Source organism: Haemophilus parainfluenzae, assembly GCF_900450995.1.
In the GTDB taxonomy this organism is placed as follows: domain Bacteria; phylum Pseudomonadota; class Gammaproteobacteria; order Enterobacterales; family Pasteurellaceae; genus Haemophilus_D; species Haemophilus_D parainfluenzae_O.
On the sequence record NZ_UGHY01000002.1, the window covers coordinates 143183 to 169146 of the forward strand.

The 25964-nt window shown below is 39.2% G+C and carries 21 protein-coding genes and 2 pseudogenes; 12 read left to right on the forward strand and 11 right to left on the reverse strand.

The window, feature by feature from the left end; all coding sequences use genetic code 11:
- The first annotated feature begins 8 nt into the window (after window positions 1-8).
- The 10 genes and pseudogenes from mrcB (at window position 9) to DX522_RS00835 (ending at window position 11220) form a co-directional block, all read left to right on the forward strand.
- The gene (mrcB, locus tag DX522_RS00790; protein WP_115179479.1) at window positions 9-2408 is read left to right on the forward strand and encodes a penicillin-binding protein 1B; all 2400 of its coding nucleotides are present in this window, start codon (window positions 9-11) and stop codon (window positions 2406-2408) included.
- Between the two features lie 219 nt (window positions 2409-2627).
- Window positions 2628-4532, forward strand: a complete 1905-nt coding sequence (locus tag DX522_RS00795; RefSeq protein WP_115179480.1) for an FTR1 family protein — start codon at window positions 2628-2630, stop codon at window positions 4530-4532.
- A 28-nt stretch (window positions 4533-4560) separates the two neighbouring features.
- Window positions 4561-5082, forward strand: coding sequence for an iron transporter (locus tag DX522_RS00800; RefSeq protein ID WP_049357398.1), 522 nt, complete (start codon window positions 4561-4563; stop codon window positions 5080-5082).
- A gap of 115 nt (window positions 5083-5197) precedes the next feature.
- The gene (locus DX522_RS00805) at window positions 5198-6592 is read left to right on the forward strand and encodes a Fe-S-containing protein (RefSeq protein WP_115179481.1); all 1395 of its coding nucleotides are present in this window, start codon (window positions 5198-5200) and stop codon (window positions 6590-6592) included.
- Window positions 6592-7931: pseudogene (locus DX522_RS00810) on the forward strand (ABC transporter permease). The gene DX522_RS00805 and the pseudogene DX522_RS00810 overlap by 1 nt, the downstream one beginning before the upstream one ends.
- Window positions 7918-9051: an ABC transporter permease gene (locus DX522_RS00815; RefSeq protein ID WP_115179482.1), complete on the forward strand. Its 1134-nt coding sequence runs from the start codon at window positions 7918-7920 to the stop codon at window positions 9049-9051. The pseudogene DX522_RS00810 and the gene DX522_RS00815 overlap by 14 nt, the downstream one beginning before the upstream one ends.
- Window position 9052: 1 nt before the next feature.
- Complete coding sequence (locus tag DX522_RS00820) at window positions 9053-9724, forward strand: ABC transporter ATP-binding protein (protein WP_049363110.1); 672 nt, start codon at window positions 9053-9055, stop codon at window positions 9722-9724.
- Window positions 9714-10193, forward strand: coding sequence for a TlpA family protein disulfide reductase (locus tag DX522_RS00825; protein WP_115179483.1), 480 nt, complete (start codon window positions 9714-9716; stop codon window positions 10191-10193). Before DX522_RS00820 ends, DX522_RS00825 begins: the two co-directional genes overlap by 11 nt.
- A gap of 5 nt (window positions 10194-10198) precedes the next feature.
- Window positions 10199-10522: a c-type cytochrome gene (locus tag DX522_RS00830; RefSeq protein ID WP_115179484.1), complete on the forward strand. Its 324-nt coding sequence runs from the start codon at window positions 10199-10201 to the stop codon at window positions 10520-10522.
- A gap of 101 nt (window positions 10523-10623) precedes the next feature.
- A complete protein-coding gene (locus DX522_RS00835; protein ID WP_115179485.1) occupies window positions 10624-11220 on the forward strand; it encodes a lipoprotein HlpB in 597 nt (198 codons plus the stop codon).
- Window positions 11221-11276: 56 nt separating this feature from the next.
- Here DX522_RS00835 and DX522_RS00840 read toward each other — a convergent pair whose 3' ends face one another.
- The 11 genes and pseudogenes from DX522_RS00840 to DX522_RS00890 form a co-directional block, all read right to left on the reverse strand.
- Window positions 11277-12098, reverse strand: a complete 822-nt coding sequence (locus DX522_RS00840; RefSeq protein ID WP_115180864.1) for a RimK family alpha-L-glutamate ligase — start codon at window positions 12096-12098, stop codon at window positions 11277-11279.
- Between the two features lie 70 nt (window positions 12099-12168).
- Entirely contained in the window at window positions 12169-12603 is a 435-nt protein-coding gene (locus DX522_RS00845) for a pseudoazurin (RefSeq protein ID WP_115179486.1), read from the reverse strand.
- A 12-nt stretch (window positions 12604-12615) separates the two neighbouring features.
- Window positions 12616-13389 (reverse strand): ABC transporter ATP-binding protein, encoded by a 774-nt coding sequence (locus DX522_RS00850; protein ID WP_115179487.1) that lies wholly within the window; start codon window positions 13387-13389, stop codon window positions 12616-12618.
- Window positions 13389-14438 (reverse strand): FecCD family ABC transporter permease, encoded by a 1050-nt coding sequence (locus DX522_RS00855; protein ID WP_115179488.1) that lies wholly within the window; start codon window positions 14436-14438, stop codon window positions 13389-13391. Before DX522_RS00855 ends, DX522_RS00850 begins: the two co-directional genes overlap by 1 nt.
- A 15-nt stretch (window positions 14439-14453) precedes the next feature.
- Window positions 14454-15569 (reverse strand): annotated as a pseudogene (locus DX522_RS00860) (ABC transporter substrate-binding protein).
- Between the two features lie 99 nt (window positions 15570-15668).
- Window positions 15669-16721, reverse strand: coding sequence for a cytochrome-c peroxidase (locus DX522_RS00865; protein ID WP_115179489.1), 1053 nt, complete (start codon window positions 16719-16721; stop codon window positions 15669-15671).
- 165 nt (window positions 16722-16886) lie between these two features.
- Window positions 16887-17996, reverse strand: a complete 1110-nt coding sequence (locus DX522_RS00870; protein ID WP_115179490.1) for a lytic transglycosylase domain-containing protein — start codon at window positions 17994-17996, stop codon at window positions 16887-16889.
- A 33-nt stretch (window positions 17997-18029) separates the two neighbouring features.
- The gene (locus DX522_RS00875) at window positions 18030-18833 is read right to left on the reverse strand and encodes a glycosyltransferase family 2 protein (RefSeq protein ID WP_262054127.1); all 804 of its coding nucleotides are present in this window, start codon (window positions 18831-18833) and stop codon (window positions 18030-18032) included.
- Between the two features lie 22 nt (window positions 18834-18855).
- Window positions 18856-19737: a glycosyltransferase family 2 protein gene (locus tag DX522_RS00880; RefSeq protein ID WP_115179491.1), complete on the reverse strand. Its 882-nt coding sequence runs from the start codon at window positions 19735-19737 to the stop codon at window positions 18856-18858.
- On the reverse strand, window positions 19730-20929 hold the full coding sequence (locus DX522_RS00885) for a hypothetical protein (RefSeq protein WP_115179492.1): 1200 nt from the start codon (window positions 20927-20929) through the stop codon (window positions 19730-19732). The genes DX522_RS00880 and DX522_RS00885 overlap by 8 nt, the downstream gene beginning before the upstream one ends.
- Window positions 20930-20936: 7 nt before the next feature.
- Entirely contained in the window at window positions 20937-21707 is a 771-nt protein-coding gene (locus DX522_RS00890; protein WP_115179493.1) for a glycosyltransferase family 25 protein, read from the reverse strand.
- 395 nt (window positions 21708-22102) lie between these two features.
- Between DX522_RS00890 and purR the strand changes: the two genes are divergently transcribed.
- Together purR and ppc are read left to right on the forward strand one after the other, a co-directional pair.
- Window positions 22103-23113 carry an HTH-type transcriptional repressor PurR gene (gene purR, locus DX522_RS00895; RefSeq protein WP_115179494.1) on the forward strand — a complete coding sequence of 337 codons (1011 nt, stop codon included), beginning with the start codon at window positions 22103-22105 and terminating at the stop codon, window positions 23111-23113.
- Between the two features lie 171 nt (window positions 23114-23284).
- Window positions 23285-25924 carry a phosphoenolpyruvate carboxylase gene (ppc, locus tag DX522_RS00900; RefSeq protein ID WP_115179495.1) on the forward strand — a complete coding sequence of 880 codons (2640 nt, stop codon included), beginning with the start codon at window positions 23285-23287 and terminating at the stop codon, window positions 25922-25924.
- Window positions 25925-25964: the final 40 nt, after the last annotated feature.

Here is a 25964-nt window from a genome sequence, read left to right on the forward strand (position 1 = left end):
TAACTATTATGTCGGAAACGGAAAACACCTCACCTGAACAACAAGAAACACAAGCGCCAGATAAGCGCCGTTCTTGTAAAATCTTTTTAGCTAAAGCAGCCTTTACTTTAGGGACGCTTGCCGTATTTTATGGTGGCTATTTAGACTGGCAAATTCGCTCAAAAATGGATGGCCAAATTTGGCGTTTACCGGCAGAAGTGTATAGTCGTTTAGAAAGCGTAAAACTTTCTGATAACCTTTCTTTTGACGAAGTCATTCAAATCTTACTCGATAACGAATACCGTCAAACGACTATGATTGCAGCACCGGGCGATTTTAAGCTCGAAGAGGATACCATCGTGTTACTTCGTCGTGCGTTCCCTTATCCCGATAAACCTGAACCACAACGTGTATTACGTTTACGTTTTACGGATAACAAACTTTCTCGTATTGAAGACTTGGTCAACGTAAAAGCCGTTGATGAATTCCGTCTTGCGCCTAAATTAATTGCAATGTTGGAATCAGATAATGAAGATCGTTTAGCCATTCCGTTACAGCAATACCCTCGCTTACTCATTGATGCCTTATTACTGACAGAGGATCGCCGTTTTTACGATCATAACGGGATTAACCCTGTCGGTATTATGCGTGCAATGATTGCCAATATAAGAGCGGGTCAAACGGTTCAAGGCGGCAGTACACTGACTCAGCAACTAGTTAAAAACTTGTTCTTATCGAGCGAACGTTCTATTACCCGTAAAGCCAATGAAGCGTTGATGTCATTAGTATTAGATTGGCGATATGATAAAAACCGTATCTTAGAAACCTATCTTAACGAAATTTACCTTGGTCAAAATGGTGATATCCAAATTCACGGTTTTGCATTGGCAAGCCAATTCTATTTTGGTCGTTCTATCCGTGAAATTAGCCTAGACCAAATTGCCCTTTTAGTTGGCATGGTAAAAGGACCATCCCTTTATAATCCATGGCGAAATCCACAATATGCACTCGATCGCCGAAATGTTGTGTTAAAACTGATGCTTGATCACCAAATGATTGGGGATGAGTTGTATGAGATGTTGAGTAAACGTCCATTAGGCGTGCAAGCTAAAGGTCAAATTTCTCGTAAATACCCTGCTTTCATTCAAACATTGCAAGCCGATCTTCGCCGTCAATTAGGGGAAAACAAAACCTCTGCGCTACTTGGTGCGCGTATTTTCTCCACCATGGATTTAAAACAACAGGAACAAGCTGAAAATGCTGTGCTGAATACGGTTAATCAATTACAAATACAAACTAAAAATCCACATTTAGAAGGCGCAATGATTGTCGCGGATTATCACTTGGGTGAAATACGTGCTGTTGTCGGTGGATTACAAACAGAATATGCTGGATTTAACCGAGCCTTAATGTCAAAACGTCAAATTGGTTCTTTGGTAAAACCATCCATTTATTTGACCGCACTGATGAATCCGGAACAATTTCGTTTAAATACTCCAATTCAAAACCAGCCAATCACGATTTATGTTAAAGGTAGCCAACCTTGGCAACCTCGTAACTACGATCGCAAATACAGCGGTTCGGTGATGTTGATGGATGCCCTTGCTCGCTCGCTGAATATTCCAACGGTAAATATTGGAATGAAAGTCGGTTTAAGCAAAGTGATCGATACGCAAAAAGCCATGGGATGGGATAATGTAACGATTCCAAAAGTGCCTGCAACCTTGCTTGGTTCTTATAGTATTTCACCTTATGATGTGACCAAACTCTATCAAACCATTGCAAATCAAGGTGGCAAAATTGAGTTAAGTACTATTCAAAGCATTGCCGATCGTCAAGGGAATATTATTTATGAACACAATACCGTGCCGGATCAAGTGGTGCCGAGAGAAGCAGCTTATCAAACCTTGTATGCAATGCAACAAACCGTAGAACGTGGTACCGCACGTAGCTTACAAAATGATTACGCGGATCTTCGCCTTGCAGGTAAAACAGGCACGACCAATGATGCCCGTGATACTTGGTTTGTCGGTATTGATGGTAAAAATGTCAGCACCATTTGGCTAGGTCGTGATGATAACGGTGAAACCAAATTGACGGGAGCCTCAGGTGCATTACAAATCTATAAAGATTATTTAAACCGTGTCGTTATTGAAAAACTGAAACTCGGTCAACCTTCTACGATTAAATGGGTTGGCATTAATGCTTACGGTAGTTGGAGCTGTGGTAGTAATCGAACAATTCCAGTTTGGGCAAATAAAGATCAAAACTTCTGTGCGTCTGCACAAACAACGAGTACGGCAACTGCTACCGCTGCACAAACTACGCAATCGCCACAACCTGAACAACCAGAATCACCAAAACCAGAAAGTGTATGGGATGTGTTAGATAATAAAGCGCCTGTTGAAGAAGCAGCACCCGCTCAATAAACTCGCTTATTTTTGACCGCACTTTTATATCTCCATAAAGCGCCTAACAAAGGCGCTTTATTCTTTTAAGCATACAATCACCCTCTAGACATTTCCAACTCTTGTGAATTTTTTGATCTCCATCACAAAAATTAAAATTATTTATTGTCATTTCACTGATATCAAAGGATAATTATAAATAGGAGTTAATTTGATTTTAGGTAATGAGGTAAATAGACGATGCTATTCCGTTCTATTCGATTTTTCTTTTTAATTTTTTCACTCGCCTTCTCTTCTTCACTCTTTGCGCAAGACAACTACCAACAGTGGGTTAATGATATTACGTCTCGCTTAGATAAAACGTCTCAACTTATCCAACAAGGCAATACAGATGACGCCCGTACTGAAGTGCAAATGGCTTATTTTGAAGTCTTTGAAAATCTAGAAGGTCCAATTCGTATCAATTTCTCAGCACAAAAAAGCTACCAAATGGAAGCGACTTTTGGCGAGATCCGTAAAATGATCAGTGAAGGCAGTTCACAACAAGAGATTCAGGCTAAAATCGATCAGCTCAAAAAAGAATTACAAGAAGTGTTGCCATCATTGATTGAAGGTCATCAGCTCAATGCCGATGGTCAACATGGTGTTTATGATAATCAAGAGATCGCCCCTTATTGGCAACAAAGTTTTAAAACTATTGATGATTTGCTCGCTCAAGGGCTTGAAGCGTATCAAAATGGTGATCTCGATAACGCAAAAAAATTGTTCCAGCAAGCGCAGTACGATGGCTATAAAAATTCAGAAATGGAAATGTCCATTCGCCAAAATCGCTCTGCAGAAACTTCAGCAGCGATTAATCAACAGTTTTACAACATCATTCGTTTAAGTGAACAAGCCGATCAAATCACAGAAATTGGCTATCAAAGTACGCAATTGTTACAAGATATTGAAGAAAACTTGCCTAACCTGCCAACGACACGTGAAGAACAAAATGTTCAATCCAATGCAGCACAGCAAGCAACAGATAATCAACAAGAGCAAGATTGGAATAAAATTAAACAAGAGATCAACCAACGTATTCAACAAGCTATTACGCTCTATCAACAAGGTGAAAGCAAAAAAGCAATTCTTTCCGTACAAGACACCTATTTCGACGTGTTTGAAAGTACAGGAATGGAAAACAAAGTGGGCTCCCGTGATAGTAACTTTAAAGCGGAACTTGAAGGCTACTTTACTCGTCTCGTCAGTTTAATGAAAGCTGATCAAGGCGATAAATTACAAGCGCAAGCAGATGGTCTAAACCAGAATTTAACTAAAGCAGTTGAAATGTTACAGGGTGAAGAACAAAGCGATTGGTCTATGTTCTTATATAGCCTTTTAATCATTCTTCGTGAAGGTTTAGAAGCCTTATTAATTGTTGCGGCTATTGTGACTTACTTAATTAAAAATAATCACCAAGATAAATTGCCGGTTATCCGTCAATCTGTTTATGTGGCATTAATTGCCAGTGTGATTACCGCATTTATCTTCCAACTTATCTTTGAAAATTCAGGTCAAAACCGCGAATTGCTCGAAGGCTTTACGATGATTTTTGCTGTAGTCATGCTGTTTATGATGAGTTACTGGTTATTGTCTAAAGTCGAAGCACAAAACTGGAAACGTTATTTAGAAGGTAAACTCTCTACGGCCCTCACTACAGGCTCACTCATTGGCTTATGGCTTACCAGCTTCTTAGCCGTATATCGTGAAGGGGCGGAAACCGTATTGTTCTACTATGCCCTCGTGGGTGATGCGAAAAGTGCGGTCAGTTTTATCTATCTTTTCGCAGGTATCATTGTCGGCGCAATTATTCTCACCATTTGCTACTTCGTGATGCGTTATACCGTGGTAAAACTACCACTTAAACCATTCTTTATGTTCACGGGTTCTTTCATGTATTTAATGGCCTTTGTATTCGCCGGCAAATCTGTTTTAGAACTCATTGAAGGCAAACTTTTCGAGCCAACGCTGATTAGCGGTGTGCCTGAAATTTCGTGGTTAGGTATTTATCCTTATATGGAAACCCTAATCCCACAAGCAATCTTACTCATCGCAGCCGTATTTGCTCTGTTCATTATGAAATATCAAAGCAAAAAAGCCGCGTAATACCCAACAATCCTTTAGGAGAAAAACAATGAAAAAAGCACTTTTAGCAACAGCATTATTTGCGGGTATTTTTACCGCGTCTACTGCAAACGCATTCCAAGAGTATCCAATCGGCGAAGCGGTAACCATGAATGAAATGGAAATTGCAGCGGTTTATCTCAAACCAATCGATATGGAACCACGTGGCATGGGTTTACCTGCTGCGAAATCAGATATTCACTTAGAAGCGGATATCCACGCAGTAAAAGGTAACAAAAATGGCTTTGGTGATGGTGAATGGATGCCTTACTTAACTATCAACTATACTTTAGTAAATGCTGATACTGGTGAAAAACAAGAAGGTACCTTCATGCCAATGGTAGCGGGTGACGGTCCTCACTATGGTGCAAACGTGAAAATGATGGGCGTGGGTAACTATAAATTAACTTACCACATCGACCCTCCATCAAAAGCAGGTATGCACCGTCATACCGACTCTGAAACGGGTGTAGGTCGTTGGTGGAAACCATTTGATGTAAGCTATGAATTCAAATTCACTGGCATCAAATAATCTCAGGTAAATCTTGATTTTACCGACTTGCCTTCCCTTGTTTGTCTGGGGAAGGCAATAGCATTTCATTTAACCTTAAAATATCGTCTGTTTTATCCTATTAAATGGTCAAACTATGAATTATTTTTTTACTTTCCTGCTTCAAGCACTTTTACCTTTTTCATTATTGCTCGGTGTTTATCACAGTAAACAATCCACTGTAAGTGCAAAAAAAATAATTTGGCTTAGCCTATTCGGTTTTATTGCCGGTATCGTACTGCGCCTTAGTTTACCTGCGGGACAAATAACCAATTTAATCGTCAATGCGGTGATATTGGCGCTATTGATTATCTTTGCCTTATGTTTAATTTTCGGCAAAGGTCGCTTACCTGCCTTTTGGCAAACGGTATTAATGCTCATCGCTGGAAGCTTCTGGGCAAAAGATCCTAACATTACTGCCCTCGTTTCTACTGATGTTATCAATACCGATTCGATCTTACATATAAGTGCTGTCATTTTTGCCTTTGTTTTTTGTTTATGCTTACAAGGCTGGATCGATTTACTTCTAAAACAAGCGGTAAAAACACAACAAAAATCAACCGCACTTTTAAAAGGTGCTATTAGCCTTCTCTTAGTTTGCTTGCTTGTTCCACTTATCGGTGAACTCTTATTAATTTTAATGAAACTTCAAGTACTTGAGCTTACCAAGCCTCGTTTAAGTTTTGTTGCGAAATCAGGCGAAATCACTCGTTGGTTAAATTACATCTGTGCCGCATTGCTCTTAGTTGTACTTGCCATCTTTTACGGCAAAATTCATTTATCACGCAAGCAACAAGTTAATGCCACACAAGAACCGATTGAAAAACGCCAAAAATTAGCTGCATTACGTACGTCCTCTCACTTACTTGGTTGGGGATATTTAGCTTTAGCAATTATTTTTGCTACACAACTTTATTGGGAACAAATTGCTTCTCGTCCACCACAACTTTCAGAAGCAATTCCTCTGACTTTAGATGAAAAGCAACAAGTTCATATTCCAATTGAGCAAGTAAAAGATGGCAAATTGCACCGTTTTGTTTGGATTGCTGATGATGGTAAAGCTGTACGTTTCTTTGTTATTAATCGTCAGCCAGACAAATTGAGTCTAGCCGCGGTATTTGATGCCTGCTTGCTTTGTGGTGACCAAGGTTATGTGATGGAAGGCAACCAAGTGGTTTGTGTTGGTTGTGGCGTACATATGTTTATTCCATCTATTGGTAAACCGGGTGGCTGTAATCCTGTACCGATTGAAGATTGGCAACAAACTGAGACTGAAATTCTCATTAATCGAACCGGCTTAGAAGAAGGGCTGAATTTATTTAGCACGATTGTTGAAATCGATGTAAAAGATCCTATTAGTGGCACCCAAATGAAAAACACTAAAACGGAGCACAAATACAATTATGAAGGTAAAACTTACTTCTTTGAAAGCGAGAAAAACCTCGATTCATTCCGTGATAACCCTGAAAAATATTTAGGTAAGGGGGAATAATGCTAGCAAGAATGTTATTCCAATCTTGGCGTTTTAGCATAAAACGTAAGTTTTTAGCAGTGGTGACTATTTTCTTGGCGGCTGGATTAGTCTCTGCACTATTGGCTGTTTCCATTGATATCGGCGACAAAATGGCGAAAGAACTAAAATCTTACGGTGCCAATATTTTAGTCGAACCTGCGAGTAATGCAGCCTTACCTGATGAGCTCAGTCACAACACAGATTTAAGTAGCCAAGATTTCCTCGATGAAAAAGAACTGCCGAATATTAAAGATATTTTCTGGCGAAATAACATTGTGGGATTTGCGCCATTATTAAGTGCAAATGTGAAAGCAGAAATTCTTTCTGATAAAACTCATGAAAAATCGACCACACTTGAACAAATTAATGTGCTTGGTACATTTTTCGATCACAACATTCCTGTACCAGATGAAGACGATTTCCATACTGGCCAAAAAATTATTAGTCCTTATTGGCATGTTGAAGGGGAATGGGTCAACGACCTTGAAACGCCTGAAGGTGAATTTATTCCTGCACTCATTGGTGAACAATTAGCGCAACGAACTGGTTTAAAACAAGGCGATAAGATCAAGCTCCACTATCAAAATGATAAACTTGATAATCAAAGTGCGGTTGAAATTACCGGGATTTTATCTACTGGGGGTGCTGAAGATAATCAATTAGTCATGCCACTCAGTGCTGTACAAAAATTACTGGGTTTAGAAGGGAAAATTCAATCAGTTAAAGTCTCTGCGCTTACCGTGCCTGAAAATGACCTTTCTCGTAAAGCACGTGCCAATACCGATGCATTGGATGCTGAAGAGTACGATCGTTGGTATTGTACAGCTTATGTTTCGTCTATTTCACATCAGTTAGAAGAAGCTATCTCTGGTGCCATTGTTCGCCCAATTTGGCAGGTTGCCGCATCAGAAGGTGTCGTCATTGGTAAAATCCAGTTATTGCTTGCTGTCGTGACTCTTGCTGCCTTAATCGCCGCTGCTATGGCATTGCCTCATTAATGAGTACTGGGATCATTGAGCGTTCAAAAGAAATTGGTCTGATGAAAGCCTTAGGTGCATACCAATGGCAAATCGCCTTATTATTTTATTGCGAAGCCATTATCAGTGCCTTAATTGGTGGTTCGCTTGGTTGTATTGCAGGTTGGGGCTTAGCAAGATTTATTGGTTCGGCCCTATTTGGCGTTCCACTAAGTTTTGCTTGGATTGTAATCCCTTGCGTATTGATGCTGTCTATTTTAATTGCTGTGGTGGGCACTTGGTTCCCAGCCCATCGTATTGCCAAACTTTACCCTGTGGAGGTGCTGTATGGCCGCCAATAAAAGTATGTTTTGGCGTTTAATCTTCCAAGCATTACGCCTACGTTTACAACGAGTATTTATTATCTTCTCTGCGTTGACTGTCGGTGCGTCTATTGTTACCGCAATGGCAGCGGTATATTTTGATATTAATACCAAAATGAGCCAAGAGCTCCGTACTTTTGGTGCAAACTTTTACATTGGTGCAGCTAATGGTGGTTTGATGAAAGAACGCCAATTAAAGCAAATTCTTCATCATGCGCCCGATAATTTCATCACGGCAGCCAGCCCTTATTTATATGGCGTTGCGCGAAGTGATTTAGAAAAAATCGTCATTATGGGCGTGTGGTTTGAAGATATGCGTGTGCTTGCGCCTTATTGGCAAATTACCGGCTCAGCTATTAATGTCAATTTTGACGATCGCAATGCCATGATTGGTAAAACCTTGGCGGAACGCCTTAATTTAGGTGTTGGAAGCAAATTAACTCTGTCTAAAAATGCCGTTGAAAAACATGAATTCACGATAAAAGGTATTGTTGAGGCAGGCGATGCCACAGACAACATGTTAATCGTTAGCTTAGAATTTGCACAAAGTTGGTTAGATAAAGAAGGATTGGCAAACAACGCCTTGCTCAATGTCAAAAATGAACAAGGTAACGTCGCACAATTTGCCCAAGACATTATGCAACGCCAACCCGATCTAACTGCTCGCCCAATTCGAAAAGTCTCAGCATCTGAAGGGCAGATTTTAGATAAAATTAAAGGATTGATGGGCTTAATCTCATTGGTCATTTTGATTCTCGCCACCCTTTGTGTGAACACCACGTTGATTGCGATTGTTGGTGAGCGAGCAAAAGAATTTGCACTACAAAAAGCCTTAGGCGCTAAACAAAGTGACATCATTAAACAGATTAGTACTGAGATTCTGATCATTGCACTTTGTGCTATTGTTGCGGGACTGATTCTCGGCTACATTTTGGCACAATTACTTGGATTAACCGTATTTAAATCTTACATTGATATGCGTCTACCGGTTATTCCTATTACTATCGTCTTATCGTTATTGGTTGCCTTTATTGCGGTGATTGTACCAACCAAACGAGCTTTAAATATTCAAACCGCAAATGTGTTGAAAGGGGAATAAAATGAGTGAATTTGTGATTGAAACGCAACATTTATATAAACGATTCGGGCAAGTCACTGCTTTAGAAGACATTAATATTCAAATTCGCCAAGGTGAATTTATTGCCATCATGGGGGCATCGGGTTCGGGTAAAACTACGCTCATGAATATTCTAACTGGCTTAGATACCGCCAGTGAAGGTAAAGTCATTTTAGATGGTGTCGATGCCGCACAACTGGATGAAATTGGTCGTCAGCGTTTTCGTGCAGAAAAAATTGGTTTAGTCTTCCAACAATTCCATTTAATTCCTTATTTAACCGCTCTTGAAAATGTAATGCTCGCACAGCACTATCATAGTGTGATTGATGAAGCGGCGGCTAAAGCGGTACTCGAACAAGTGGGATTAGGTCATCGTATTGATCACCGTCCAAGCCAACTTTCTGGAGGCGAACAACAACGGGTATGTATTGCTCGTGCATTAGTGAACCAACCTCCGGTTATTTTTGCCGATGAGCCTACGGGTAACCTAGACGAAAAAAATGAAGCACTTGTACTGGATTTACTACAAGAATTAAATCGCCAAGGTCGAACCATCGTCATGGTTACACACAATCCTGAATTGGGTGAGTTAACCGATCGTGTTATTTATCTCCATCACGGAAAATTTGTAAAAGAGGACATTCATGAAAAATAAATTCGTAAAATTACTCGCGATAAGTGCGGTCATTTTCGGCAGTATTTCTTGTAAAGACGAAGTCGCTGCAATTGGTCAAAAAGCACCAGATATTGCAGCCTATGATTTACAAGGTAAAGAAGTGAAACTTGATGATTGGAAAGGCACTCGCCTACTGACATTCTGGTCTGAAACCTGTGGTCGATGTGTCGCTGAGTTAAAAGAATTTGAAAAATTGGCTGAAGCTAATTCAAATAAAGTTCAGCTTATCGCTATTAACGTAGATGGTGATAAAGTGGATACCAAAGCCGTGGTCGCCAAACGTCAGCTTACGCTCCCGGTTATCAAAGACCAATTAAAAATCACAGCGGAACGCTATCAGCTTATCGGCACGCCAACAAGCTTTGTGATTACACCTGAAGGTAATATTCAGGCTAAATATGAAGGCGCGATTCCCGCAGAAGATTTAGATAAATTATTTAAAGGCTAGCCAAAATGCAAAAACGAATTTACTTACTCTCTATTTTTTTACCCGTTTTAGGCTTTTTATTTGCAACCCCTGCCCTTTCTGCCGAAGCTGACTTAATGAAAGCAGAAAAGATATATAAACGCTCTTGTGCTACTTGTCATGGGAAACAAGGCGAAAAACCAGCAATGGGTGAGTCTAAAATTATTAATCAACTAAAACCAGAAGAAATTTCAACCGCACTTTCAGAACGAAAAGCGGGAAATATTACAGGTGCAGGGAGTCCTGCAAAACAACGTTTAAGTGAACAAGATATTCATAATTTAAGTGAATATATTCAAACACTAAAATAGTTTTTGAAATTTTTTTAAACTAATTTTAGAATGTAAGGTCTTAGAAAGGGCTTAGTTTTTATAAGCTAAGAAATTTTTTATATATCAATAAAGGATTGTTTATGAACAAATTTACTAAAATCAGTGCAACTGCATTATTTGCATTATTCTTAACTGCTTGTGATAAACCAGCAGATAAACCGGCTCCAGCAAAACCTGAAACTACTCAGCCTGCGCCAGAAGCTAAACAAGAAGCAGCAAAACCAGCTGAAGCGACCCCCGCTCAAGAACAAGCTGACTACAACAAATTACTTGAATGGAACGCAAGCCAAGCGCAAGCTCAAATGGCTGCACAACAAACACTTCAATCTGATTTAACTGCTGCGGTTCAAGCAAAAGATGATAAAAAAATTGAAGAAGCAATCAAAACTTTCAACAAAACAGTTGAAGATACTATTGCAAGCTTAGATAAATTAGATATTACTGCGCCTTCAGTGAAAAGTATTAAAGATCAAAATAAAGAAGTGCTTGCATTATCAAGCGAATTATTAGTTGATCAATTAAACTTAGCAACTAAAGCACCAACTGAAGAACAAACTAAAGCTTACCAAGCTAAAGTTGAAAAACTACAAGCTGCAGTAGCTAAATTACAAAAAGACGGTGCTGATTTAGCACAAAAATTTGCACCTGCAGCACCAGCTGCTCCAGCTGCAAAATAATTAATCGTTAAGATGAAAAAAAACCTTACTGTAAAAAGTAAGGTTTTTTTATGCACTTATTTTAGTATTTTACTTTTCAACACATCTACAAATCGTTCTGTTGCCTCTTCCCAACGATCTAAATATAACGCAGGCTCAATCAACTCTAATTCATTCAATAAAAATGTATTGTCAATAATCGTTCCATCTACTCGTGCATAGACGGGCATTTCAGGCAATTTATGTAAAACATGGCATGCTGTTTCAATAATATGCTCATCAACCTCGACAGGGAAAATTTCAACTTTATATTGTGAATTCGCTCGCCATTCATTTTGAGGTGGCTGTCGGCGAATAGCATGACTAAATACACCATTGAAAAAAATCAAGCTAGTTTCACCATTTATTGCTACTTCAGGAATAAACGGCTGTAACACAACTTGCTCACCATACGCAGAAAGATTGGGTAACGCTTCACCTTGTTTGAGTTTTGTCACCAAATTACCACTCTGCCCTACAGCAGGTTTAATGACAAATTCAGGCCAATCTTGGCTTTCAAGTGCGGTCAACATTTCAGATGTTTTTGTTGAGCAAATAAGAGTAGGAATAACATTGACACCCCAATTCTGCAAATCACATAGATAGCCTTTATGGCTATTCCATAACATTAATTCAGTAGGATTGATGAATGCATTCTTATGCTGTTTAATCCATTGAGTAAATTCATCATAGAAATTTGCATAATCCCATGCTGCTAAAGGCAGAATAAAATGGCTATGTAATGTTTCTTGCCAAGGTAAAAATTGAGTAGAAATACCTTGATTAGAAAGTTGTATTTGTACAGGGATAAGATTTTGAGGGGCCGAAGGATAAGTTTTGCAAGTAGTGATCGTAAGCATGGTAAATAATGACTGGTTTGAGCATAAAGAAGATGCGCCAATCATTAAACTAGCGCATCGATTTCAATAATTATTTTACTTGAGCAAAATATTTTTCAAGACGACCTTTGTTCGTCATGGATTTCTTCTCAAGATCTTTCACCACTTTCTCTGCTTGTTCTTTGTTTGGTAGATTATCACCTACTTGAATCACACCATTCATATTCATCGAGCGGTGTACAGGGCAAGTATAAACATAAACGCCTTCTTTATCTAAAGTGATCGTAAGCTCCTGATCTTCTTCAGATTGGAATTTTTGTGCGCCTTCAGGAATTGCTTTGCTGTGCACAAAGTGGCTTTTATTTTCTGGACGAAATGTCACTGTATCACCTGGTTGTACTTTTAAATAACCCGGTTCAAAAACCATTGATCCTTCACTATTTGAATTTAACATTTTAATGTCATAATGAGCGGCTTGAGCAGCAAAACTTAAACCTAATAATGCTGCAAGTACGATTTTCTTCATTTTCATTTCCTTCTAAGAATGTGCTGATTTACGTTGTGGACGAACCACTGGCAAACCGGCACTACATTGCAATAATTCAACGTTTACACGATATAAACGATTAATGGTTTCTACTTGTAAAACATGATGAGCGTCGCCCACACCTTGCACTTTACCTTCACCAAGTAAAATCAACTCATCTGAAAATTGAGCAGCAAGACTTAAATCATGTAATACCATTATAGTAATCAGATTTTTCTGTTTCGTATAGGTGTAAACTTCTTCTAATAGATTAAGCTGATGATGCATATCTAACGCACTCACCGGCTCGTCCAACATTAAAATCTGTGGCTCACGTAATAAAACCTGAGCAAACATCACCATTTGACGCTGTCCACCACTGAGATTCAAAATATCACGATGGGCTAAATGACCAATACCTAATTGAGCCATAATACTTGCTGCTTCAGTGAGAAGCTCATCGCTCACTCGCATCGTTAGACTATCCATTCGTCCCAAAAGGACAACTTCAAGTGCGGTCAAGCTTGCATCTACCCGGCTATCTTGAGGCATATAGCCAATTGGTTTACGCCAATCCGCTAACTTCGTCCGTTCTAGCTGTTTGCCTTGATAGGTAATCATACCTTCATGTGGCAATTCACCAAAAATGGTTTTCAGCATGGAGGATTTCCCCGTGCCGTTTGGCCCAAGCACCGTATACACTTTGCCTTCCTCAAAACGAACATTAATGTGATCGGCTACGGTGAGTTCACCTCGTTTTACCGTAAGATTCTTTAATTCTAACATTATTGTCCCCTCTTGTTATTTAAAATAATCCAAAAGAAGAAAGGCACTCCAATAAAAGAGGTAACAATCCCCACTGGGAACAATGCTCCAGGGATAATAACTTTGGACAATACCGAAGAAAGGGATAAGAATGCTGCACCAACTAACATTGCGCCCGGTAAGAAGAAACGTTGATCTTCACCAAGTAACATTCGAGCAACATGTGGTGCAACTAAGCCAATAAAGCCAATCACGCCCACAAAACTAATTGCTGTCGCCGTCATCATTGCGACAAGAACTAAAACCTTGATACGTAATACTTGCAAATTGATCCCAAGACTCGCTGCACGATCTTCACCTAAACGAAGTGCGGTCAATTTCCAAAGCTCTTTTGAAAGTAATGCTACGCATATCGTCGTCACAACAGTAATGATGATTAAACTTTGCCACGTGGCTTTATTTAAGCTACCGAATAGCCAAAACAGAATTTGTTGCGAGACTTCGGGAGCCGAAATAAATTGTACTAATGAAAGTAAGGATTGAAAAATAAAGAGCAATGCAATCCCTACCAACACGAGCATTTCAGAATTAAAACGACGTTTAGACGCGAACAAGAAAAGAATCCCTGACGCAAGCATGGTCATGACAAACGCACCAATTGGCACTGCAACTTGTACCGGTAAACCAAAACTTCCGAAAGCAATCACAACAGAAGCCCCAAAACCTGCCGCAGCCGCAAGACCTAATGTATAAGGACTCGCCATAGGGTTATTTAATAAGGTTTGGATCTCTGCCCCACCTACAGCCAGTGTTGCCCCGACTACAAGCGCCATCAATGCCATAGGTAAACGTAAATTATGCACAATATTGTCTGTCATTTTATCGACTTCACCGATACCGAATAACGCATTCACAACTTCAGATACCGATAGCATCGCTGGGCCTGTCATCACGTCGAGAATAAGGCTAACCATGCCAATCACAAGAAAAGATAAAATAACAAACCAGCGTTTGCGTTCAAGCTTACGCTGGTTAGCCACAATATCTGCTACAACAGAATTGTTTTTCATTGATTAGTATTTCCCTTATTTGGTTTCTGGGAAAAGATAAATCGTACCTTCCGGGGTAACCGGTAAGTAGTTTTTATAGAAGTTTAAGTAAGTTTGTTGTGGATCTAAATCTTTAAACAGATCAGGATACGCCGCTTTAGCTACAAACTGAACTGAAGCACTGTCTGATAGAGTACGAGAGTTCGCATGATAGGCTGCGTAAACACGGTTGTTTTTTACTGCCGGTAATTCAGCCCAACCTGCACGATGTTTAAATGCGTTTAAACGACGTTCTGCTTCTGCTTTTTCAATACCAAAGCCCATTACCATACCATCTTGATTTTTCTTCAATTCAGTTTCACGGCCTGTAATAATAATCGCATCCGGTTTCGAGGCTAATACTTTTTCAGCAGCTAATGTACCCCATTTACCAATTTCTGCAGGAGCAACGTTTTCTGCGCCTACAAGGCTAATCATAGAGCCCCACATGCTTGAGAAGAATGTCATCCCTTGTTCAGCTGGGCCACCACGACCAAACTCGACATACACTTTTGGTTGTTTTGCTAATTTCGCATTTTTAACCGTCGTTTGAATATGTTCTACAATGTCTTTGTATTCTTTAGCCATTTTCGCGGCACGATCTTTCTGCCCCGTCAATTGACCAATAATTTCCGTTGATTTGATGTGTTTATCTAAGGTTTGAGCGTTGTAATCTAATACAACAATTGGAATACCCGCTTCATTGATAGCATCTAAATCAGATCCTAGCATTTCGTACTGCCAATCAGCTAAGACTAAAAGATCAGGTTTTAATGAAAGCACTTTTTCCACAGAGAACGTGCCTTCCTCTACTTCACCCACATCATCTAATTGATTTAATTTTGGCACCGCCTTGCTGAATAACTCCCAGCTTGCTGGTGCCCAAGAAGACTATACTTTCTTAGAAAAACCGACAACGTTATCTAACGCTTTGTCACCACCAACTGCCATATAATCTTGGTAATAGAAACCAAGTACCACACGTTTTGCCGGTAAATCTACAGTGACTTCACGATCAAGTATATCTTTTACTTTCACGGGATCAGCATTGGCAAAACCAGCACTTAAACCAAGAATAGTGGCAATCGCTAAAGTTGAAAAACGTTTTTTCATAAGAAAAATCTCCTAAGTAAAATTAAACAATTTAAATGATAATAATTATCGCCACGTATAGTAGCGAAAACGATTGCTAAATTCAACTCAGACGTTTAATTATTCTTCGTAAGCTTCGTCAGTTAATGTTTTTAAGAATGCCTCTAACGCATTAATCTCTTCATCTGTTAGCGGTTTGGCTTTTAAAACATCAGGATTAATGGTTTGAGCATATTCGGCTTTATCCCACGCTTTTCCTGTTTCAGGATTAATTTTACGATTAGGATTATTGAAACTGTCTTTAAATAACAAGACGGTTTTTAGATCACGGAAAACGCCGTTATGCATATAAGGTGCAATGACACTAATGTTACGCAATGTTGGCACTTTAAATTTACCTTTTTGTTTTTCATCGCCTTTCACCATCGGATTATCCAATAGTCCATTATCCACATAATCAGTCGCAAGTTTATTCAACTTAATTAACGCTTGGTTACTTGGCACGCCGATATTGTAATAGCGATAATTCGTAAAGGTTTCTTTTGCTGAATTCGCTTCACTTGATTGGTGGCAGTTACTGCAGTTTGTTCGTGTTTTATCAAAAAATAATGCCTTACCTTCGGCTTCAAGTGCGGTCAATTCTGCTTCACCTTTTAGAGTGCGATCATATTTTGAAGAGAATTGCGCAAATAATTCATGCTTTTCGAACTCCGCAATGGCTTTTTCCATAATGGCATAGATTTTGTCGGTATCTGCCCAAATGCTTTCACCATAAATATCCGTAATTGCCTTGTAATAAATTGAATTCGCTTTTAGACGTTCGACAATCGATTTTTTATCTGGCATGCCCATTTCTACAGGATTAACTGGTGGACCACCTGCTTGCTCGGCTAAATCTTTTGCACGACCATCCCAGAATTGCCCCCCCACATAATCTTGAATTTTTTCATCAAAATGAAAATCTGGTGAAAACATCGCATAAAGTGCCGTGTTGGCATTACGATTGCCATGAAGATGCGGATTATCCCCCTCAGAGACCATTTGATTTGCCGAATTTTTACGTTGATCCACAAAGGCGGTACCCGGGTTGTGACAAGTTGAACAGCTTTGTGTTTTATTAAAAGAAATCGATTTATCAAAAACAGAACTTCGCCCAATCCTTGATAATTCAATTCTTTTTCCTTAGCTTGATCAGCTAAGGAATAATTGCTTTGCATCAAAGGTGCAAACAATAAAATAGAAAGCCATTTTTTTTGCATCGTGTTCTCCAAATATTCAAATTATAGATAAAAAATAATCCAACAAAGCTTTGTTGGATTATAAAAGGAAAATAATTTTCTACAAGCCGGTTGCCATCTTAATGCGATCAGCAAACATACCAATACTCACGCCAAAATAGTTTGATTTATTCCAATCTAAAATTGTGCGGTAGTTATTGGAGACCAAGAATGCACGCCCAACTTCTTTATCAGGACGAACTAACCAAAGATCGGCTTGCGAAAGTGCGGTCAATTTATCTTGTTCTTGTTGGCTGAAGCTCGCTAAGGTGATACCTTTAGACTGCCAATCACTTAATGAACGTGCTTTGTTCTTCTCAATACCAGACAGCGATAAATCTAATGGTTGATTTAATGTGACTTCAACGCCCCAAGGCAATTTGTTATCCCAACCCACAGTGTGAAGATAATTTGCAATTGAAGCAAACGCATCAAATTGGTTATTCCAGATATCCTTCACGCCATCATTATTACCATCTGCTGCATAATTCAAGAATGCACTTGGCATAAATTGAGTTTGTCCCATTGCGCCCGCCCAAGAACCTAACATTCTGTGGCGTTGAATATGATCACGTTCTAACATTTTCATCGCATTCACAAATTCTTTACTGAATAAGGCTTCACGTCTACCATCAAAGGCTAATGTGGCTAAAGCTGAAAGTACATCATAGCTACCTTGGTAGTGACCAAAGCTACTTTCCATTCCCCATAGGGCAAGGATGTATTCCTGTTGAACACCATAACGTTGGCTTGCTTGTTGTAATGGCGCTTGTACTTCCCAATAACGCTCTTCGGCAATATCCACTTTATTTTGAGTCAGTACTTTATTCAGATAATTGGTTGTGCCGTTTGGATTGGGTAACTGTGGTTGATCTGCATTACGCTTGCTTCTACCCGCTTGGGCACGGTCTAAATCCACCGCCTTTTGCATATATTGAATATTATTTTGTGCATTCAATACAGAAGCAGACACGCCTTCAGCTGCCGCTTTACCTTTTAAGAACTGCACGTAATCATTAAAGTTATCTAAGGTTCTTGGCTTGCTGTAAACAGCGTTGCTACTTACCGATGGAATACTTTTGGTTGATGACGTTGTTGTACTGCTCGAACAACCGACTAATAAAAGTGCGGTCGATAACGCAGTCATTTTTAACGTTGAGATTAAATTCATTTCTTTTCCTTTTTTAATTATCAAAATATCGCATTATTTGCGTAAAAATTGGTTATAAACGGCTTTCAATAATGAGGTTGGTAATAAGCGAGAACCTGAACGCAAGGCAAAGGTGAATAGGCCAGAAAATAAGCCTTGAATACCTAAGCGGTGCTTCAATTTAAATAAACGCCATTCTGCTTTCGCTTGGTTTAAACCTCGACGACGCCCTACCATACCATTGCCTACGCGGGCATAAACTAAAATATCCGGCAAGTTTGCCACTTTTTGACCTTGTGCCACAAGCTTAATCCACAGGTAATAATCTTCCTGTAAATCTTCATATCCACCACAATTAATGACCGCACTTTTTTGATATGCCACCGTCATGTGATTGAAAGGACAACGTTTTTGCGTAAATTTAACGATATCTTGTGCTTCAGTCGGTACATTACGATATGCCACGATGTCTTGAATATTTTCGCCAAACTCAGCAATCTGCCCACCGAAAATAATCGTATCCGGATGTTGTTCAATAAACGCCACTTGTTTCGCAAAACGCTCAGGCACACAAATATCATCGGTATCCATACGGAAGACCCAATCGTGAGAACAATGTTTTAATCCTTCATTGAGCGCTTTGCCTAAGCCTAAGTTCTTTGGCAACTTCACTAAGTTTAAGGGTAATTTGGTTTCGAATTCAGAAACCACGGCTTCCAATTCTGGCGTTACCGCACCATCAAACACCAACACAATCTCATCTGCAGGATGGGTTTGAGCCACTAAACTTTCAAAACATTCTCTTAAATATTGTGGATTTTCCTTAATGTATAAGGACATTAAAACTGAAAATTTCATACTTCTCTATCTAATAAGTTATCTACATAAACCGTTTCAAATTAATTGCCAATTTAGGTGAAATTAAAACCACAAAGGCAATGACTAGCTGCTTAACACTTTTCGTTAATTTAAAAATTTCAAAATAGTAAAAAGCCGCTTTACGGGATAAATTCATAATATGTGGGTAAGCCAACATATATTGTGCGTTGATGGCAAAATTCTTTTCTTGCTCTGCCGTTTTCACATAATTTTCACGGATATAATCAATCGCTTTTTGCGTATTCGTCGTATCCGTTGATACGCTAGAACGCTTAGTATGGAAGGTACAATAAGTTAATGGTTCTGCTACTTTGTACGCTTTAAACGTTGGATCTTGCACAAGTTTCAGTAAGAAATCATAGTCTTCCAATGAACGAAGTGCGGTCGATAATCCACCGATTTTTAAAAATAGATCTTTTTTCACCCCAATCATCGGCATACCACCGATTTTATTCGCCAGTAAAATTCGCTCTACGCTAATCTCTTGAGGCTCAATCGGGTTGGTCACATAGCTAAAGCCTTCATTCACCATTTCACATTTAGCTGGATGATAAACAAAATTAACATCGGGATGCTCGGCAATAATATCCGCCAATTTTTGACATTTGTCGTTAGCAAAACGATCGTCATCATCAAGGAATAACAACCAATCATTATCGGCATTTCTTGCCCCGATATTACGGCTTTCTGCTGCACCTTGATTGGTTTCGTTACGAATCACTTTAACTGCAAATGGATATGCTTGTGTCACTTCAACAGGTTCTTTCGAGCAGTCGTCCACAATCACCACATCAAAATTATAGGTGGTTTGTTTGGTTAAACTTTCCAATAACGCAGGAATTTCTTCTTTTCGATTATAAGAAGGCACGATGATACTAAACATCTTTCGGCTCCTTTTGTTTAAATAAAATAAGTTGTTTACCGTGAGTGCCAAAAAGCGATAAGAACATCAACATCACGAACATAATGCCAGGGAAAGCAAAGGTGTCTGCTTTGATGTTACAAAATGCCAAAATCACAAAGGCAGAAAGAATAAATTTCCAGCTGCCATCAAACCAATTTAACGCTACTTTGCGCACAAAATAGAATGTCACGGCAAAACACACTAAGGCATAAGATACGCCACCATAAAGAATCTGACGTAAGAAACCGGAATCCGTATGACCATAATAACGGCCGACTTCCAACTGCCCTGTCATATACATGCCATCACCATAAATAAACTGTTTAAGCGTTGGCATGAACAGGTGGTTTTTCATCAATGTATCCGTTGACGAACTGACAAATCCTGCACCGTGTAATAAATTGATCACCGGTTCTAAAGCATGTGCCACATAAGGATTTTCTGGTAAGAAATACGCCAATAACAATACCAAAATAGCAAATGCAATGAGTGATGGAACATAACGCCATTTGAAATACACTAAAATGCTCACAACCGATAACAGAAGGAATGTACGTCCTGAAATTAATCCGATACATAGCATAAAAAACACTAAAATACTTGGAAGTGTATTATGTTTAGCGTTGTAAGCCAGTAAGAAATGCAACAGCATCAAATAGAATAAACTCAGTTGGAAAAAGGCGGTTGCGGTGATGTTATATAAGCGATATTCCTGCTCTGAACCATAAAAACGTGCGGGCAACACCGCATTGGTTGAAAGCAAGAAATCAATCATAAATGATACACCGAGTAAGCCAATCATACCAACAGCAAACTGCACTACCACACCAAGTTGTAAATCACGCACCACGTTCTGTTGACCATTTACATTGGCATAGAAAGCATTATAAAGTCCCACACCAAAGATAAATAAAATCAGCGCTTTCACATACATAATGATGACGGAAAAATCTCGTGTACCATTGACTAAAAGCGGAATCACGCTAAATGCAATCAGCCCAATGATAACGGCTAAACTATCCAATGGCACAGTGATACCTTGGGGTTTCTGTTTTTTAAGGTATTGATAAGCCAGTACAGCCAATGCTGCTAAACCCGCGACGAATGACATTCGTACAACATGAAATAGCCAAGGATCGTAAAGATAAAAAAGGTTAAAAAGTGCGGTCATTTTTACGTTATTTTCCTAAATTCTTTTTCACCGCTAAGATTTTTTTGAGCGGATATTTAATTAATTTCTTCACTAAATTATTGGATTTTGAACCACGAATCGCTTCCAAATTACTCACTAATTGTGGATTTTCAATCGCCACAAGTGGACGAACTACATTGTTATTAATCTGGAATTGGGTTTCAAATAATAAGAAATCATCAGCAAGCCAAAACGGTTTTTCTTGTTCGAGTTGGTTTAAAAATGCACGTGCCGCTGATTTTTTAATTAAGTATGCTACCGTGCCTGCAAAATAACTTTTATATGGATAAGCTACGGTGACATCACCAACTGTTTGACGTAAAAATGAGAAGGTTGTCGGATAATTAATTTCCAATTCCACATCATCAAATTCCGCAATTTTTGATTGCCCGATTAATACAATATCCGCATCGCATTTTTCGGTTAAAAGTGCGATCGTTTTTGGCGATAAATTAGCATTAAATAACGCATCATCTTCACAGACTAACGCATAGTCATTTTCCGTCACATTTTGATCTTCTACGATCTGGCGATAAACCGCTAAATGGCTTAATGTACAACCAATTTCGCCTTTTGTGACGTTGCGTCCATAATGCTGTTCAAACTTCGTTGGATTGAACACTTCAGCCAATTCTTCCCATTCTTTTTGCATAGTATTAATCGCTGAAAATACAGCAAAATCAGCGGTATCTGGTTGAGCAAAAAACAACTCACGACGCTGAACATCTTTATCTAGTGAAATCAAATATTTATTCATAATTATCTCAATTTAGTTTTTGCGTTATTTTGATTGCAACAAACGAAAATAGTTGCAAATTATACTAAAGAAATAGTCTGTTGGCATTGCTTTTAGCTCAGAGACAAAAAACAACCAAAAAAATAACCGCACTTTAATTGCTTAAAGCGCGGTTAATCCTAAATATGTTTTTCTTTCGATTAGAAAATTGCAACTGCTAAACCAACCACAACACTTAAAGAAAGCACTACAGCTAACATTGCATAACCAAAATCACTCATTTAAATTTCCCACTTGTTTAGTTAAAGATACCCCATTCTAACAATAAAGCGCGTTTTTTCAAAAATTTTTTATAATTTACTTAACCTATTTGGTGACAGTCTTTATAATGGGAAAAATTCTCCAGAGGCAAAATTATGGCAACAATTAAAGATGTCGCAAAAATGGCTGGCGTTTCCACCACCACTGTTTCACACGTAATTAATAAAACCCGTTTTGTAGCAAAAGAAACCGAAGAGGCGGTGATGCAAGCCATTAAAAGCTTGAAATACTCACCAAGTGCTGTTGCTCGGAGTTTGAAAGTCAACACGACAAAATCCATTGGGATGATTGTGACCACCAGTGAATCCCCTTATTTTGCTGAAATCATTCATGCCGTTGAAGATCATTGTTATCGTCAAGGTTATTCACTTTTTTTGTGTAATACACAAAATGATCCTGAAAAAATTAAAAATCACGTCGAAATGCTCGCCAAAAAACGTGTTGATGGTTTATTGGTGATGTGTTCTGAATATACGCAACATTCACTTGATGTGCTTTCAGGTTTCTCTTCCTTACCTATGGTGGTAATGGATTGGGGTCCTAATGCTGATACCGATATCATTGAAGATAATAGCTTTACCGGCGGTTATATTGCGACTAAGCACTTAATTGATTGTGGTCATAAAGCCATTGGTCTTATTGCGGGGGAATTGGATAAAACTACTGCAAGAACGCGTTATGAAGGTTTTGTGAAAGCCATGAATGAAGCCAATCTTCCAATTCATGAAAATTGGATTATGGAAGGTTTCTTCGAGCCAGAAGATGGTTACGAGTGTATGAATAAAATTCTCGTACAAGACAACCTGCCTACTGCCGTATTCTGTTGTAATGACGTGATGGCATTAGGGGCAATCTCTGCGATTACGGAAAAAGGTTTGCGCGTACCTGATGATATCTCGATTATTGGCTATGATAATATTCACTCATCACGTTTCTATGCACCGCCACTCACCACAATTCACCAATCGAAATCTCGTCTAGGTGCACAAGCGGTTAATCTTTTATTTGAGCGTATTGCAAATAAAGATAATGAGAATCACGAAAAACACCGAATTGCGATCCATCCTGAACTCGTCATTCGAAAATCAGTTCGCAACCTTAAATAAACATTAAACTTTTTGACCGCACTTTAAATTTCATCTAAAAAAGTGCGGTATTTTTTTACTTATTTTCAGCTTTTTTGATCTAATACAAGTTTTCGACGTATAGCATTTGATCCCAATACATATTTTTGATTATATCTCTCCTGGTTTTATTTTTTCTTTATCGGAGTTCATATGACTGATGAGTATCGCACTCTCCGCCATAATATTAATATGTTAGGGCGTTTTCTTGGAGAAACCATTAATGATGCGCAAGGCGAAGACATTCTTACCTTAATTGAAAATGTTCGCCAATTATCCAAACAATCTCGAGCGGGCGATAGCCAAGCACGTAAAACATTGTTGGATACTCTTTCCACCATTTCAAATGAAAATATTATTCCTGTAGCGCGTGCATTCAGCCATTTTCTTAACTTAACAAATATTGCTGAACAATACCAAACCGTCTCTCGCCAACATAAAGATTTACAATCTTCTAATCGCTCACTAAGTGCTTTATTTCAACGCTTAAAAGCATTAAATGTTTCAAAAGAAGAAGTTTACAAAACCGTTGAAAACTTGCTCATTGAGCTAGTATTAACGGCTCACCCAACCGAAACTACGCGTCGTTCTTTAGTGCATAAACACGTTGAAATCAATAAATGCTTAAGTAAATTAGAGCATGATGACTTAACACCTAAAGAACGCAGCATTATTGAACGCTTATTGCTTCGTTTGATTGCTGAAGCTTGGCATACCAATGAAATCCGTACTGTTCGCCCTACCCCATTCGATGAAGCCAAATGGGGCTACGCCATGATTGAGAACAGCCTATGGCAAGGAGTACCAGAATTCTTACGTCAACTAAATGAACACGCTCGTGAATTCTTAGGCTACGATTTACCGATAGGCTTACGTCCTGTCAGAATTTCTTCTTGGATGGGCGGTGACCGTGATGGTAACCCATTTGTTACTTCAAAAATTACTCAACAAGTCCTCTATCTTGCTCGTTGGAAAGCAGCGGATTTATTCTTAAATGACATCAAATCCCTTGCCGATGAATTATCTATGGTGAAATGCACGCCAGAATTTACCGCAAAATATGGTGAGCATTTAGAGCCTTATCGTTTTGTGGTCAAAGAACTTCGTGCAAAACTTATCGCCACCCTTGATTACTTTGAAGATAGCATGACAAATCGTCCACCACGCGTAAGCCAAGCGGATATCATCATGGAAGATAATCAACTTTGGGAACCGCTCTATGACTGCTATCAATCATTAATGGCGTGTGGCATGCGGATTATTGCCAATGGTTCATTATTAGATATTTTGCATCGCATTCGCTGTTTTGGTGTCACTCTTTCACAAATGGATATCCGTCAAGAAAGCACGCGTCATACCGATGCGATTGCTGAAATCACACGTTATCTTGGTATTGGTGATTATGCACAATGGAGCGAAGCAGAAAAACAATCTTTCTTGGTACGTGAATTAAATTCTCGCCGTCCATTAATTCCACCCCATTGGGAACCGTCTGCAGAAACCCAAGAAATTTTAGAGACTTGCAAAGTCATTGCACAACAAAAACAAGGCGTAATTGCTTGCTATATTATTTCCATGGCAAGAAGTGCCTCTGATGTGCTTGCTGTGCATTTATTATTAAAAGAAGCGGGCGTGCCTTATCACATTCCTGTCGTACCACTTTTTGAAACCTTAGATGACTTAGATGCCTCTGAAGGTGTCATGCGTCAATTGTTTAATATTGGTTGGTATCGTGGCGTGATTAACAATCATCAAATGGTGATGATTGGTTATTCTGACTCAGCCAAAGATGCGGGAATGATGGCAGCTTCATGGGCACAATATCGTGCACAAGAAGCATTAGTCAATTTAACCGAAGAACTGGGTATTGAACTCACTTTATTCCATGGTCGTGGAGGTACGATAGGTCGTGGTGGTGCACCTGCACATGCAGCATTACTTTCTCAGCCTCCACGTTCACTCAAAAATGGTTTACGTGTGACTGAACAAGGGGAAATGATACGCTTTAAACTTGGTTTACCTGAAGTTGCCGTTGAAACCTTTGATCTTTACGCGAGTGCAATTTTAGAAGCAAACCTACTTCCACCGCCTGAACCTAAGGCAGAATGGCGCACCGTCATGGATGAGCTTTCAGATACCTCATGCGATATTTACCGGAGTGTTGTTCGTGGCGATAAAGACTTCGTGCCTTATTTCCGCAGTGCTACACCAGAACAAGAACTGTCTAAACTGCCACTTGGATCTCGCCCTGCAAAACGTAATCCAAATGGTGGCGTAGAAAGCTTACGTGCCATTCCATGGATTTTTGCTTGGATGCAAAACCGTTTAATGTTGCCAGCATGGCTTGGTGCGGGTGCAGCAATTCAAAAAATTGTAGATGAAGGCAAAGGTCATATTATTGAAGAAATGTGTAAAGCGTGGCCATTCTTCTCTACTCGTGTAGGTATGTTAGAAATGGTGTTCAGTAAAACCGATACTTGGCTTTCAGAACAGTATGATCATAACTTGGTGAAAAAAGAACTTTGGTACTTAGGTGAAAATCTGCGTAATCAACTCAATGCAGATATTAAAACCGTGCTTTCGCTTTCTCACAAAGATGAATTAATGGCGGATTTGCCGTGGATCGCAGACTCTATTGCGTTACGTAATGTTTATACGGATCCGCTCAATCTCCTTCAAGTGGAATTGCTCCGTCGTTTCCGTGAATCGCCTGAAAACCGAAGCCATGATGTCGAAAAAGCCTTGATGATTACCATCACAGGTATTGCAGCAGGTATGCGAAATACGGGCTAGTTAGGGCAACTAAAAATAAGTGATCTGCCCCTCAAAAGTT

Bases quoted from the DNA above. Each gene is read 5' to 3' on its own strand.
- mrcB (WP_115179479.1), top strand. From the start codon at position 9: ATGTCGGAAACGGAAAACACCTCACCTGAACAACAAGAAACACAAGCG.
- DX522_RS00795 (WP_115179480.1), top strand. From the start codon at position 2,628: ATGCTATTCCGTTCTATTCGATTTTTCTTTTTAATTTTTTCACTCGCC.
- DX522_RS00800 (WP_049357398.1), top strand. From the start codon at position 4,561: ATGAAAAAAGCACTTTTAGCAACAGCATTATTTGCGGGTATTTTTACC.
- DX522_RS00805 (WP_115179481.1), top strand. From the start codon at position 5,198: ATGAATTATTTTTTTACTTTCCTGCTTCAAGCACTTTTACCTTTTTCA.
- DX522_RS00815 (WP_115179482.1), top strand. From the start codon at position 7,918: ATGGCCGCCAATAAAAGTATGTTTTGGCGTTTAATCTTCCAAGCATTA.
- DX522_RS00820 (WP_049363110.1), top strand. From the start codon at position 9,053: ATGAGTGAATTTGTGATTGAAACGCAACATTTATATAAACGATTCGGG.
- DX522_RS00825 (WP_115179483.1), top strand. From the start codon at position 9,714: ATGAAAAATAAATTCGTAAAATTACTCGCGATAAGTGCGGTCATTTTC.
- DX522_RS00830 (WP_115179484.1), top strand. From the start codon at position 10,199: ATGCAAAAACGAATTTACTTACTCTCTATTTTTTTACCCGTTTTAGGC.
- DX522_RS00835 (WP_115179485.1), top strand. From the start codon at position 10,624: ATGAACAAATTTACTAAAATCAGTGCAACTGCATTATTTGCATTATTC.
- DX522_RS00840 (WP_115180864.1), bottom strand. From the start codon at position 12,098: ATGCTTACGATCACTACTTGCAAAACTTATCCTTCGGCCCCTCAAAAT.
- DX522_RS00845 (WP_115179486.1), bottom strand. From the start codon at position 12,603: ATGAAGAAAATCGTACTTGCAGCATTATTAGGTTTAAGTTTTGCTGCT.
- DX522_RS00850 (WP_115179487.1), bottom strand. From the start codon at position 13,389: ATGTTAGAATTAAAGAATCTTACGGTAAAACGAGGTGAACTCACCGTA.
- DX522_RS00855 (WP_115179488.1), bottom strand. From the start codon at position 14,438: ATGAAAAACAATTCTGTTGTAGCAGATATTGTGGCTAACCAGCGTAAG.
- DX522_RS00870 (WP_115179490.1), bottom strand. From the start codon at position 17,996: ATGAATTTAATCTCAACGTTAAAAATGACTGCGTTATCGACCGCACTT.
- DX522_RS00875 (WP_262054127.1), bottom strand. From the start codon at position 18,833: ATGAAATTTTCAGTTTTAATGTCCTTATACATTAAGGAAAATCCACAA.
- DX522_RS00880 (WP_115179491.1), bottom strand. From the start codon at position 19,737: ATGTTTAGTATCATCGTGCCTTCTTATAATCGAAAAGAAGAAATTCCT.
- DX522_RS00885 (WP_115179492.1), bottom strand. From the start codon at position 20,929: ATGACCGCACTTTTTAACCTTTTTTATCTTTACGATCCTTGGCTATTT.
- DX522_RS00890 (WP_115179493.1), bottom strand. From the start codon at position 21,707: ATGAATAAATATTTGATTTCACTAGATAAAGATGTTCAGCGTCGTGAG.
- purR (WP_115179494.1), top strand. From the start codon at position 22,103: ATGGCAACAATTAAAGATGTCGCAAAAATGGCTGGCGTTTCCACCACC.
- ppc (WP_115179495.1), top strand. From the start codon at position 23,285: ATGACTGATGAGTATCGCACTCTCCGCCATAATATTAATATGTTAGGG.